Genomic DNA, 11,985 nt, shown 5'->3' with positions numbered 1-11,985 from the left:
GGACGCTATTTTTACGTAGAGAGGCATGGTGATGACCGACGATGACAAACCGCCGAAACGACACGATCCGGTTTCGCTGGTAAGACCTTTCGCGCGCGTTCGCATCATGGCGGCAATCGTCATCTTTCTGATTGGATTGGTTGTACTGGCTTTCCGGGTGTTCTCGGGCTGATCTGCCGATCTTGATGCTTTGTAAAACCGGGTAGCCGTGCGACCTTGACGCAGCATGCGTATTGCCACACTCAACGTTCAAAGCCTCAGGCTGTTTCCTGACGCTGACGGTAACCCGCTGCGCGGTGCGCGGGATTCGGATGTGTCTGAGGATGCTGGTCTTGACCAGATCGACCGCAAGCTGACGGCCGAATTGTTGCTGCAGGTGGATGCGGACGTTGTTGCGCTGCAAGAGGTATTTGACCAGCAAACCCTTGATTACTTTCACGATGTTTATCTGGTTCCTGCGGGTGTCCGCCCTTATCCGCATCGGGTTTGCCTGCCCGGGAACGATGGGCGCGGGCTGGATGTGGCGATGCTTTCGCGACGCCCGCTTGATCGGGTGCAAAGCCACGCATCGCTGAAACTGGCGGATGTAGGGATGTACGCCCCTGCAGGGGTAGATCCGGAATTGCCGGTCTTTCGGCGTGATTGCCTGATGGTCGATATCGGTCCGATGACGCTCTTTGTGTGCCATTTCAAATCGCCCTATCCGGATCCCGACAAGGCGTGGATCACCCGCAATCTGGAGGCGCGCGCCACGCGCTGCCTGATCGAACGCCGCTTTGAGGACCCGGCTAAGGGTCTTTGGCTGATCATAGGTGATCTGAACGAGGCGAATGACGGCGATGCCGGTCATCCCAGAGCCATCGCGCCGCTGGAAGGGGATGTCAGTGTTGATCTGATGCAGCGTTTGCCGGTCGACAGGCGTTGGACCTATTTCGATCCGCATTCGGGGCTTTATCATTGCCCGGACGCGCTTTTGGCCTCACCGGCCTTAGCCGCAAGGTGGCCGGACGCGGTGCCGCGCGTTATGCGCATGGGGTTGGGTGCGGAATCCTCCCGGTTTCGCGGCCAGCGCCTTGCTGGTGTTGGTTGGCACAGGCCGCATGCCAGCGATCATGCCGCCGTGGTCATTGACCTTGACGGGTTGCCCTGATCTTAGCGCAGTGCCGCGACCGGGCGGATCTGACCGGTGACGATATCTCGCCTGTTGTGGATCGGCGGCTGCATGCGCGCCACGGTGGCTGGGTGGGCGGGGTCAAGCACACCGAGCCGCACCAGGATTGCAGCGATGGCGCATTCGCTAGCGCGCGTGGCCCCGTCCGCGATCTTGAGCGCGACGCCAAGACGCTTTTCCGGGATGATCGCGATAAAGACACCTTCGGCCCCGGTCTTGATCGCCACATTGCCGTCGATCGCCCGCATCAGTTCGGTACAGGCACGGGTTTCGCCCGCCACCAGTTCAGGAAAGGCACTCATTGCGCGGGCAAGCCGGACCGCCGCCTGACTGCGCGCATCAGACCGGTCATGGGCGCTGGCAAAGAACGCCATGGCCCGCGCCAGACCGTGGAGAGTGCAGGCATGGTTCGGGGCTGAACAGCCATCAATGCCGAACATCGGGCTGGTTTCTTGTGTGACCTCTTCAAAGGCGGCCTTGCAGGCCTGTTGCACCGGATGGTCGATCTGATCGTAATCCGGACCGGCCCCCAGATGTTTGCTCAGTGTCAGAAAGCCTGCGTGTTTCCCGGAGCAGTTATTATGGACTTGGCAGGGTTCCTCAAACGCGCGGATCAGGCCATAGCGCGCATCCTTGTCATTCGGCATTTGCGGACCGCAGCGAAAATCATCATCGGTCAGGCCCAGATCGCCAAGCCATGCCTGGACCCGATCCGTATGAATGGCTGCCCCGTTATGCGAGGCACAGGCCAGTGCCAGTTGTTCATCGCTCAGATGCGCCCCTGCCCCGCTTTCAAGAAGCGGCAAGGCCTGCACCATCTTGCAGGATGACCGCGGATAGATCAGCGCGGTCGGATCGCCCCACGCTTCGACAATCTGGCCGGTATCGTCGCAGACCACCGCATGCCCCTGATGGAGGCATTCCAGCAGATCACCGCGCCAGACTTCGACCAAATCAACCGAATGTGCCATTTTTTCGCCTTTTTGGATTGTATATGTCTTTCAGATAGCCGCCGTCGCGTTTGGGGCTTTCCCCGGCGGGCGGTTTTTTGCTACGCTTATGGCTATCGAGTTGAAACAGTTCCTGCCAGTCGAAAAGGTGTACGCCAGATGCACCGCGACGAAAACAGGAGCATCCAGAGGCAAGGACAGCTTGGAGGCTGTGACATGATTTTTAAAATTTCTCGCGCAATTGGCGTGGCTGCGGCTGTGTTCTGGGCTGGTGCCGGTTTGGCACAAGAGGTCAGTGACAACCGGATTGCCGCGAACACCGATTGGAGCGTGTTTGTTGAGAGTGACCCCACCGAATGCTGGGCTGTGTCTGCCCCGACCGAAACCGTGAACACCCGCGACGGCAATACCGTGTCGGTGAACCGCGGTGATATTCGTCTGATCGTGTTCTACCGTCCGTCCGAAAGCGTGAATGGGCAGGTTATGTTTGCGGGCGGCTACCCCTTTGCCGACGGATCAACCGTCAGCCTTGAGGTTGGTGGCACCACATTCCAGATGTTCACTGATGACGAAACCGCCTGGCCCGCCACGCCAGAAGATGACGCAAGGTTCGTTGCCGCCATGAAACGCGGTGCAAATGCCGTTGTCGTGGGCCGTTCGAGCCGTGGCACGACCACCACGGACACGTTCAGCCTGCTGGGCTTTACTGCCGCCGTGGAAGAGGCCGAGAACCGCTGTTCCAGCTGACGCCCGGTTTCATTGATCATGCGGGGCCGGTTTTCTTGTGGAAACCGGCCCTTTCTCTTATATGGCAGGCTTGACCCCCGATCCGGAGCATTCCCATGAACGCCAAGGCCCCGATTACCCAGGACGTGCTGACCATTCCGCGCAAGCTGCCGGAAGGGCCGGTAAACCTTGTGGGCATGACGCGCGATGCCATGCGCGATGCCCTGATGGTGGCTGGTACGCCTGAAAAGCAGGCCAAGATGCGGGTCGGCCAGATCTGGCAGTGGATCTATCACTGGGGTGTCCGCGATTTTGCCGATATGACCAATCTGGCGAAAGACTATCGCGCGATGCTGGCCGAGAAATTCGTGGTTTCCCTGCCGGAGGTCGTCACCCGGCAGGTGTCCGACGATGGTACGCGAAAGTATCTGGTGCGGATCGCTGGCGGTCACGAGGTTGAGGTGGTTTACATCCCTGAGACGGATCGCGGCACGCTCTGCATTTCATCCCAGGTCGGCTGCACGCTGACCTGTTCGTTCTGTCACACGGGCACCCAAAAGCTGGTCCGCAACCTGACCGCAGGAGAGATTATCGGGCAGGTCATGCTGGCTCGCGACGATCTGGGCGAATGGCCTGTGCCCGGCGCCCGCAAGGACGAAACCCGCCTGCTGTCGAACATCGTGCTAATGGGCATGGGTGAGCCGCTTTACAATTTCGAGAACGTCCGCGATGCGATGACGATCGCGATGGACCCGCATGGTATTCAGCTGTCGCGGCGCCGGATCACCCTTTCGACATCGGGTGTCGTGCCGGAAATCGCGCGCACTGCGGAAGAGATTGGGTGCCAGCTTGCCGTGTCATTTCACGCAACAACCGATGAGGTCCGCGACAAGCTGGTCCCGATCAACAAACGCTGGCCGATTGCCGATCTGCTGGACGCGCTGCGGACTTATCCAAAAGTCTCCAATTCAGAGCGGATCACCTTTGAATATGTGATGCTGGACGGGGTGAACGACAGCGACGCCGATGCCCGTCGTCTGATCAAGCTGATCGATGGAATTCCCGCCAAGATCAACCTGATCCCGTTCAACGAATGGCCGGGCGCGCCCTATAAGCGGTCGTCAAACAACCGCATCCGCGCCTTTGCCGATATCATCTACAAAGCGGGCTATGCGTCCCCCATCCGCACCCCGCGGGGCGAGGATATCATGGCCGCCTGCGGACAGTTGAAATCGGCCACGGAACGGGCCCGAAAATCGCGTGCGCAAATAGCTGCAGAAAACGGTTTGTAGTTAACGACATCTTCACCAAGAACCGGCGATATTTCGCCTATGAAACAGATTGTACTTGGTTTACCCCCCGAACTCGCCGACGCCCTCGACCATCTTTGCGGGCGCAATGAAGCAGCCATAGGTGATATCCTGCGTGAGGCGCTGCGGAACGATTTGAAACGCCGGACCCGCGCACGCGCGGATCGGGCTGCGCGCCAGCATGGCCCCTTGCGGGCAAGGCTGACAGAAGATTTTGAAGACGCTGTTGATTGGTATGATCTGCAAAGCCGCTTGCGCAAGAAAGGCTATCAGTTTGTTCGCCATGGTGGTGGGCTGAGCCTGAGGGATGCCGAGGATCAGCATATCTGCAACGGGGCTGATCTGGGCTATAGCCACGCACAATTGACCCGTCGCTTCGGGCGACAGATCCCCCGTACCGTGTCCACCTTTGCGCTGGCCAGTTAAAGCGAAATCCAAAAAACCTGAATCAGGTTTTTGGATTTCAAGACAGACGTGACCCGTGGTTCCTCGGCCAACCACGAAAAATCTGCACTGCAGATTTTACGGACGCCGCTTTAGGCCAGCAGCGCGCCTGCCTCGTCCGGTGAAAGGGCGGCGGGGCGATCACATGTCGTTGTCAGATTTATGAATTGCCGGTTTTCGCCGGCCTTCAGGATGCTGGTCATGACATCCACGGCGTGTACGGCCAGATCGACACTACAGCGGTGCGCGCGGTTTTCGGCGATGGCCGTCACCATATCGGCCAACCCGGCACAACGGTAATTGGCGCGGCCCTGTTCATCATTGGGGATACCGAAAGGGTGATCCCATGTCGGCAGCGGTGTGATGTCCTGATCCTGACCGCCGATTTCGACGGTTCCCCCAAAGAAATTGGGGTCCGGCACGAATAGCGATGCACCCTCGCCATAAAGCTCCATCGGGGCATGGCGATTGGCCCAGACGTCCCAACTGGCACCAAGTGTGACGGTCGCACCGTTCGCAAATTCCAGCAGCGCGTGAATGTTAGTGGGTGTATCAACAGGGATCGTTTCGCCCTTCCGGTCGCCATCGCCGATCGTGCGGGTGGCAAAAGTGGTATTGGCGATAGCGGCGACCGATTTCACGGGGCCGATCAGTTGAAGCAGGTTGGTCACATAATAGGGTCCGATATCCAGAACCGGACCGGCACCAGGCTGATAAAAGAAATCGGGATTGGGGTGCCAGCTTTCCATGCCGTGGCTCATCACGTGACATGTGCCGCCGATGACCTTGCCAATATCGCCCGCATCAATGGCCGCCCGCGCCTGCTGATGCGCGCCGCCCAGAAAGGTGTCGGGTGCCGAACCCACACGCAGGTTCTTTGACGCGGCCAGTTCGCGCAGGGTTTCAGCCTGATCCAGCGTCAACACCAGCGGCTTTTCGGAATAGGCGTGCTTGCCCGCTTCCAGAATCTGCCTTGTGACCTCGAAATGCACCGCGGGGATCGTGAGGTTCACCACCACGTCGATATCCGGGGCCTTCAGCAGGTCATCTACCGTATCAGCACGCAAATCAAACTCCGCCGCTCGCGCCCGCGCTGCGTCCATATTGATGTCCGCCACGGCCCGAACTGACAGGGATTTGAACATCGGGGCCAGCCTGCAATAGGCGGTCGAGATATTGCCGCATCCGATGATGCCAACGCCGAGTTGTGTCATGATGTGTCCTCAGAAATTATTGATGGCAGTCAGGCTGCGTGTAGCAAATCGGACGTGATCGTTGGGATTGTCGTGTTCGACAACGTAGTGATCGACACCAGCATTCTGCAGGGCGGCATGGATCGCGGGCCAGTCCATGATGCCGTGGCCCACATCGGCCCACCCATCTTCGTCCGTGCAGTCACCGTCGGGTGCGATATCCTTGATATGTACCGCGCTGATCCGGCCTGCATATTTTGTGATCCGCTCCACCGGGTCGTAACCTGCGACACGGACCCAGCCCAGATCCAATTCCAGCATCAAATCGTCCGACGCTTGCGCGATCAGGTCCAGCGGCATGTCCCCGCTGTCCAGCGGATCAAGTTCAAAAGCATGGTTGTGCCAGCCAAAGGTGACACCGGCATCCTGCAGTGGTTTGCCCGCCTCGGCCAATCGTTGTCCGAAAGATGCCCAACCCGCGGCATCAGCCGGTCGGTCTTCTGGCGCGATGAAGGGGGCAAAGACCTTTTGGACTCCCAGCGTCTTGATCAGGGCAAGTGTGCCAGCGACATCGCCTTCGATCTGGTCAAGGCCGATATGGCTGCTGGTCATCGCCAGACCATGGGCCTGGAGCGCGACCTTGAGCCCGTTCACATCGCTGAACAGACCGCCATAGCCTTCGACCTCCTGATAGCCGGCCTTTGAGAGCATTTGCAGCGTATCCCCCAATGGCGGGAAGTTGCGGGAGCAGTAGAGTTGATAGGAAATGCGGGGCATGGCACGGTCCTTTTGTTCAGGCGTGAGTGGCGCTGTGCAGATCGCGCAGCGTGAAGTTGGGTTGGACGTTCGACGAGGCCGGCGTGAAGCGCAGGGTGTTGGGTTGGTCCGGCAGTTGAGTGAACGCGTTGGTGCTGAACTGACCGGGCACGTCAGCTTCAAGCGCAACGAACAAAGCAAGCCTTTCCGCATCAACCGTGATCAGCCAGTCGGCGCCATCAGGCTCAGCGTTCATCTTGAGCTTGGGCGGCAGCAGATTGTAGTGTTTGTAAGGATGCCGCGCATAAAGATCGCTGCCCTTTGCGCCATCCGGACCGGTCCATGTGAAATACAGCATCTCCTGATCCGACAATGTGTCGGCATCAATCTGCAGAGTGTCGGTCACCCGATCCTGCACGGTGACCTCAATGGCACCCAAAGGTCGGGTCGTCCCGTCCATCGCCAGCGCCGCCGCAGCAATCTGTAGTGTGACAGGTGCCGGGGCGTCGTTCATGGCGCGCAATATGATTTTCTTTTCATTTGGTACGGCGGTGACGTTGATGGGGGCGTAAAAGGCCCGTGCCATATGGTGCAACAGCTTCCATTCGCCATCATCGTTGAGCGATGACCAGCTGCAAACGGGCCATGTGTCGTTGAGCTGCCAGATCAACGTGCCCATGCAGTGCGGTTTCAGACTGCGCCAGTGGCTGACGGCTGTCTTGATCGCAAGCCCCTGTTGGACCTGAGACAGGTAGACGAAATCGTCGAACTGCGTGGGCCAGCGGAAATAACGGAACATGGTTTCGGCGATGCGGGCGTTGCCGCCTGTGTTCTTCTGGTGGCTTTCCAGAACCGGGGCGGCAATGTTGTGGTCGGCCGGTGCCGCAAACCGGTTGATTGCGCGCATCGACGGGTAGCTTTGGAACCCGAATTCCGAACAGAAACGCGGGCTGACATCCCGGTAATGGTCAAAGTCGCGGCCTTCGTGCCAGACCGACCAGAAATGCATGTCGCCCGATCCGTCATCATGCCACGCATCCCCGAAATTCAGCGGCCCGGGCGACGGTGACGATGGCCACCAGTTGGCTTTCGGATCTGTTTCCTTGAGGGCGGTTTCGATGCAGCGGTTCAGCCTGTCATAATTCACCAGATAGCGGTCGCGATCCTTGCGCGAACACTCATACCAGCCCAGTGCCCCGATGAGTTCGTTGTCGCCGCACCAGAGCGCGAGACAGGCGTGATGGTGGAGTCTGGACACGTTATCAATGACTTCGGCGCGCACTTCGGTAAGAAACGCGTCGTCGGAGGGGTAGAGGTTGCAGGCGAACATGAAGTCCTGCCAGACCATCAGCCCGAGTTCGTCGCATAGATCGTAGAACCAAGTGTCTTCGTACCGGCCACCGCCCCAGACGCGGATCATGTTCATGTTGGCGTCAACGGCGGATTGCAGCAGGGCACGGGTCTTGGCAGGGGTGATCCGACCGGCGAGCGCATCGGCGGGGATCCAGTTTGCACCTTTGGCAAAGACATCACGCCCGTTGATGCGGAACTTGAAACCAAGGCCCGCCGCATCCGTTTCGGTCACCAGTTCCGCAGAGCGCAGACCGACCCGCCGCGTGGCCTTTGCCTTGGCGAAGGTCACTTCGAGATCGTAGAGATACTGACCCCCCTGCCCGGCGGGCCACCACAATTGCGGGTCAGGAATGCGCAAGGACAAGGTGCAGATATTCCCGATGCATGGTGCCGTGGCTGTCTGACCGGCAATGGTCGCTGCGACCTCTCCTGTCCCACCCGAAACATGGGCGGTGATCTGCAATTCCACCCCTTCACCGGAATGATCCTGCGCGATCATGATCCGGTCGATCCGGGGCGAATTTGTGTCCTCGATCCGCATTTCCCCATAAATTCCAAACGGGGCCAGCGCGATGTTCCAGTCCCAGCCGAAATCGCAGGCGGGTTTGCGTAGAAAGTTCCCGTTGGGGATCGGACAGTTTGCGCTGTTGGGCAGCAGAAACGGATGGGCCGCCTGTTTGGCGGCACCGGCGGCCACGACGGAATGGAATGTCACACTGATCGTATTGCGCCCCAGGCGCGCTGCGTCGGTCAGCGGGACGCGGTATTCACGAAACCCATTTTCGGCCTTAAGGACGATCTGATCGTTGACCCGGATGGTCACCACCGTATCGACACTGGACAGAACCAGATCAACCTCCGTTTCCGTGAGATCGAAATCGCGCATGGCGGTCCAATCGCGTTCGCAGATCCAGCGCAGATCATATTCGTTGCGCCCCCAATAAGGATCGGGGATCAGCCCGGCCGCGTGCAGCGCCGTGATCCCGTCGGTGGGCAGATGCATGGCGCAGGTATGGTCGCCGCTGTCATCGGACAGCGCCCATTCGCCTGCCAAATCAAGCGGTGTCACAAACGGTCCTCGGTCGCTTTGTCGAACAGTGATGCACGGGCGGGGTCAATGCCGATGGGCAGCGTATCGCCCGACCTGACCCGCGCCTGTCCGTCCATCCGAATACGGAAAATATGCTGGCCCAACTTGGCGTAGACCAGCGTGTCGGACCCCATGGGTTCGACCAGATCAACGTTGACCTGATATTGCAGCGGCGCATTGGCAACCAGTTCGCCGGTGATCACATGTTCGGGCCGGATACCTATTGTGGCGGGCCGATCCGTGGTCTGGGTGATGAAGTCATAGCCGGTCATGGGCATCGCCATGTCGTCCACCTTGAATGTGTCACCTTGCAGATAACCTTCGAGGAAATTCATCGACGGGCTGCCGATGAAATCCGCCACATAGAGGTTGCGGGGCCGGTTATAGATTTCGTCGGGCGAACCGAGTTGCATGATGTTGCCGCCTTTCATGACGGCGATCCTGTCGGCCAGTGTCATCGCCTCGACCTGATCATGGGTCACGTAGATCATCGTGTTCTGCAACTGGTTGTGCAGCCGCTTGAGCTCGACCCGCAGATCGACCCGCAGTTTGGCATCAAGGTTGGATAGCGGTTCGTCGAACAGGAACACATCGACGTCCCGCACCAGCGCCCGCCCGATGGCAACCCGTTGTCGCTGGCCACCGGACAGCGCGCCCGGTTTGCGCCCCAAAAGCGGTTCGATCTGGAGAATTTCGGCGGCGCGGGCGACGCGCCGTTCGATTTCCTCCTTGGGCAGCCGCGCATTTTTCAGACCGAATGACAGGTTTCCCCGGACGGTCATCTGCGGATAAAGCGCATAGCTTTGGAACACCATCCCGATCCCCCGTTCGGATGGTTCGGCCCAGGTCACGTTTTCACCCTTGATGAAAATCTGCCCATCCGTGACCTCCAGCAGCCCGGCGATGCAGTTCAGCAAGGTGGATTTGCCGCAGCCGGACGACCCCAGAAGGACGATAAATTCACCCTCCTCGATATCGAGGTTCAGGTTTTTCAGAACTTTGACCGCGCCGAATGCGAGGTCGAGATCCTTGATTTCTACGGAGTAGCTCATCCCTTGACGGCCCCTGCTGCAATGCCCCGGACGAAGAGTTTACCGGAGGCGAAATAGATGAAGAGAGGCACCAACCCGGTGAGGAGCGTGGCGGCCATATTGACATTGTATTCCTTGATCCCCTGCACCGAGTTGACAATGTTATTGAGCTGCACTGTCATCGGATAGGTGTCGGGTTTGGTGTAGATCACCCCGAACAGGAAATCGTTCCAGATGCCGGTCACCTGCAGGATCATGGCGACCACAAAGATCGGCAGCGACATGGGCAGCATGATCCGGAAATAAATGCCCCAGAACCCGGCCCCGTCCACGCGGGCCGCTTTGAACAGCTCTTCCGGGACAGACGTGAAGTAGTTGCGGAACAAGAGCGTCAGGATCGGCATGCCAAAGATCGTGTGCACGATCACAAGCCCGGACAGTGACCCCATCAGCCGGATCGTGGGTGCGTCAGCGTAGAAGAACCGCACGAAACTGGTGATCCCTTCACCGCTTTCACGTAGGATGATCACGATGGGATAGATCATCACCTGATATGGGATAAACGCCCCAAAGATCAGGATGGTGAAAAAGACTTCGGACCCTTTGAACCGCCAGTTGGCCAGCGCGTAACCATTGACCGACGCGATGGCGATGGACAGGAAAACCGACGGGACCAGGATCCAGACCGAATTCCAGAAACCACGGCTGAGCCCGTCGCAATTGACGCCCGTACAGGCCTCGGCCCAGGCCTTGATCCATGGTTCATAGGTGACCTCGACAGGGGGCGAAAAGATATTGCCAAGCCGGATTTCCGGCATCCCCTTGAGCGATGTCACGATCATCACGTAAAGCGGCAGAAGGTAGTATATGCAGACCACGAAGAGCGTGCTGTAAAGGATGATATTGGCGGGCGTGATCCGCCGTTTGGGTTTTGGCCCGCGCGGACCCGACAGTGCGTCCTCTGCGGGCTTCAGCGCCACCCCTGATGCAAGTGCGGTATCAGACACGGCGTTTCCCCCCGAATTCAAGATAGGCCCACGGGATCAGGATGATCAGGACCGACACCAGCATCATGGTCGAGGCGGCGAAGCCCTGCCCGAGGTTCTGGGACGAGAACATTTTTTCGATGACGTATTTGGCGGGAACTTCGGACGCGATCCCCGGCCCGCCGGATGTCTGGGCGACCACAAGGTCATAGACCTTGATGATTCCGCTGGCGATCAGCACTAGCGCGGTCACGAAAACGGGCCGCATCATGGGGATGATGATGAAAATATAGGTTTTCCATGTGGGAATGCCTTCAACGCGCGAGGCCTTCCAGATGTCCTCATCGATCCCGCGCAGCCCGGCCAGCATCACCACCATGATGAACCCCGACCCTTGCCAGATGCCCGCGATCAGGATGCCGAAGATCACGATTTCGGGGTTGTTGAGAGGGTCGAACGTGAAGCTTTCCCAGCCCCAGTCCCGCACCACGTTTTGCAGCCCCAGGCTGGGGTTGAGGATCCACTGCCAGACCAGCCCGGTCACGATGAAGCTGAGGGCGAATGGGTAGAGGATGATCGTGCGGATCGTGTTTTCGAACCGGATTTTCCGATCGAGCAGCGCTGCGAGGGTGAAACCGATCACCAGCGACAGGATCATCGAACAAGCGCCATAGATGGCCAGGTTTTCGATGGAGGTGATCCAGCGGTTCGTCGACCAAAGCCGTTCGTATTGATCGAGCCCCACCCATTTGTCAGGGGCTGGCAGCAGCCGCGATCCGGTGAACGAATGATAGACCGTCCACAATGTGCAGCCGATGAAGATGACAAGGGCTGTCGCCACCATCGGGATTGCTGCGATTTTCGCGGTCTTGTTGCGGAATAATCGGTTCGGGCGTTTTGCGCGCGTCCGCCCCTGTCCGGCGTCGATGGCCGACATGGCTTCCCCCTCCCTTGCGGGTGATTGGTGACCGTTGG

12 protein-coding genes are annotated in these 11,985 nt (G+C 59.0%); 5 read left to right on the top strand and 7 right to left on the bottom strand.

The window, feature by feature from the left end:
* The first annotated feature begins 31 nt into the window (after positions 1-31).
* Both ACFWW2_RS08255 and ACFWW2_RS08250 read left to right on the top strand, forming a co-directional pair.
* Entirely contained in the window at positions 32-172 is a 141-nt protein-coding gene (locus ACFWW2_RS08255; protein ID WP_393927497.1) for a hypothetical protein, read from the top strand.
* A gap of 54 nt (positions 173-226) precedes the next feature.
* On the top strand, positions 227-1,150 hold the full coding sequence (locus tag ACFWW2_RS08250) for an endonuclease/exonuclease/phosphatase family protein (protein ID WP_393927496.1): 924 nt from the start codon (positions 227-229) through the stop codon (positions 1,148-1,150).
* A gap of 2 nt (positions 1,151-1,152) precedes the next feature.
* Here the strand turns inward: ACFWW2_RS08250 and ACFWW2_RS08245 are convergent, their stop codons facing one another.
* Entirely contained in the window at positions 1,153-2,142 is a 990-nt protein-coding gene (locus tag ACFWW2_RS08245) for an asparaginase (RefSeq protein ID WP_393927495.1), read from the bottom strand.
* A 195-nt stretch (positions 2,143-2,337) separates the two neighbouring features.
* Between ACFWW2_RS08245 and ACFWW2_RS08240 the strand changes: the two genes are divergently transcribed.
* The 3 genes from ACFWW2_RS08240 to ACFWW2_RS08230 all read left to right on the top strand — a co-directional run bounded on the left by ACFWW2_RS08240 (position 2,338) and on the right by ACFWW2_RS08230 (position 4,583).
* Positions 2,338-2,868, top strand: coding sequence for an invasion associated locus B family protein (locus ACFWW2_RS08240; RefSeq protein WP_393927494.1), 531 nt, complete (start codon positions 2,338-2,340; stop codon positions 2,866-2,868).
* 95 nt (positions 2,869-2,963) lie between these two features.
* Complete coding sequence (gene rlmN, locus ACFWW2_RS08235; protein WP_393927493.1) at positions 2,964-4,139, top strand: 23S rRNA (adenine(2503)-C(2))-methyltransferase RlmN; 1,176 nt, start codon at positions 2,964-2,966, stop codon at positions 4,137-4,139.
* Positions 4,140-4,178: 39 nt separating this feature from the next.
* Positions 4,179-4,583: a ribbon-helix-helix protein, CopG family gene (locus ACFWW2_RS08230; protein ID WP_393927492.1), complete on the top strand. Its 405-nt coding sequence runs from the start codon at positions 4,179-4,181 to the stop codon at positions 4,581-4,583.
* A gap of 110 nt (positions 4,584-4,693) precedes the next feature.
* Here ACFWW2_RS08230 and ACFWW2_RS08225 read toward each other — a convergent pair whose 3' ends face one another.
* Genes ACFWW2_RS08225 through ACFWW2_RS08200 form a run of 6 tightly spaced genes read right to left on the bottom strand, consistent with a single transcriptional unit; the run spans position 4,694 to position 11,947 of the window.
* Positions 4,694-5,815, bottom strand: coding sequence for a Gfo/Idh/MocA family protein (locus ACFWW2_RS08225; protein ID WP_393927491.1), 1,122 nt, complete (start codon positions 5,813-5,815; stop codon positions 4,694-4,696).
* 9 nt (positions 5,816-5,824) lie between these two features.
* Positions 5,825-6,571, bottom strand: coding sequence for a sugar phosphate isomerase/epimerase family protein (locus tag ACFWW2_RS08220; protein ID WP_393927490.1), 747 nt, complete (start codon positions 6,569-6,571; stop codon positions 5,825-5,827).
* Positions 6,572-6,587: 16 nt separating this feature from the next.
* The gene (locus ACFWW2_RS08215; protein ID WP_393927489.1) at positions 6,588-8,972 is read right to left on the bottom strand and encodes a beta-mannosidase; all 2,385 of its coding nucleotides are present in this window, start codon (positions 8,970-8,972) and stop codon (positions 6,588-6,590) included.
* Positions 8,969-10,045 (bottom strand): ABC transporter ATP-binding protein, encoded by a 1,077-nt coding sequence (locus ACFWW2_RS08210; RefSeq protein WP_393927488.1) that lies wholly within the window; start codon positions 10,043-10,045, stop codon positions 8,969-8,971. Before ACFWW2_RS08210 ends, ACFWW2_RS08215 begins: the two co-directional genes overlap by 4 nt.
* Positions 10,042-11,031: a carbohydrate ABC transporter permease gene (locus ACFWW2_RS08205; RefSeq protein ID WP_393927487.1), complete on the bottom strand. Its 990-nt coding sequence runs from the start codon at positions 11,029-11,031 to the stop codon at positions 10,042-10,044. Before ACFWW2_RS08205 ends, ACFWW2_RS08210 begins: the two co-directional genes overlap by 4 nt.
* Positions 11,024-11,947, bottom strand: a complete 924-nt coding sequence (locus ACFWW2_RS08200; RefSeq protein WP_393927486.1) for a carbohydrate ABC transporter permease — start codon at positions 11,945-11,947, stop codon at positions 11,024-11,026. The genes ACFWW2_RS08205 and ACFWW2_RS08200 overlap by 8 nt, the downstream gene beginning before the upstream one ends.
* Positions 11,948-11,985: the final 38 nt, after the last annotated feature.

The sequence above is a fragment of the Yoonia sp. R2-816 genome (assembly GCF_046762905.1).
In the GTDB taxonomy this organism is placed as follows: Bacteria; Pseudomonadota; Alphaproteobacteria; order Rhodobacterales; family Rhodobacteraceae; genus Yoonia.
This window is presented reverse-complemented; position numbering and strand designations above follow the sequence as displayed.

Excerpts from the sequence above, each read along its gene's own strand:
- ACFWW2_RS08255 (WP_393927497.1), top strand. The coding sequence starts at position 32 with ATGACCGACGATGACAAACCGCCGAAACGACACGATCCGGTTTCGCTG.
- ACFWW2_RS08210 (WP_393927488.1), bottom strand. The coding sequence starts at position 10,045 with ATGAGCTACTCCGTAGAAATCAAGGATCTCGACCTCGCATTCGGCGCG.
- ACFWW2_RS08250 (WP_393927496.1), top strand. The coding sequence starts at position 227 with ATGCGTATTGCCACACTCAACGTTCAAAGCCTCAGGCTGTTTCCTGAC.
- ACFWW2_RS08225 (WP_393927491.1), bottom strand. The coding sequence starts at position 5,815 with ATGACACAACTCGGCGTTGGCATCATCGGATGCGGCAATATCTCGACC.
- ACFWW2_RS08200 (WP_393927486.1), bottom strand. The coding sequence starts at position 11,947 with ATGTCGGCCATCGACGCCGGACAGGGGCGGACGCGCGCAAAACGCCCG.
- ACFWW2_RS08230 (WP_393927492.1), top strand. The coding sequence starts at position 4,179 with ATGAAACAGATTGTACTTGGTTTACCCCCCGAACTCGCCGACGCCCTC.
- rlmN (WP_393927493.1), top strand. The coding sequence starts at position 2,964 with ATGAACGCCAAGGCCCCGATTACCCAGGACGTGCTGACCATTCCGCGC.
- ACFWW2_RS08245 (WP_393927495.1), bottom strand. The coding sequence starts at position 2,142 with ATGGCACATTCGGTTGATTTGGTCGAAGTCTGGCGCGGTGATCTGCTG.
- ACFWW2_RS08220 (WP_393927490.1), bottom strand. The coding sequence starts at position 6,571 with ATGCCCCGCATTTCCTATCAACTCTACTGCTCCCGCAACTTCCCGCCA.
- ACFWW2_RS08240 (WP_393927494.1), top strand. The coding sequence starts at position 2,338 with ATGATTTTTAAAATTTCTCGCGCAATTGGCGTGGCTGCGGCTGTGTTC.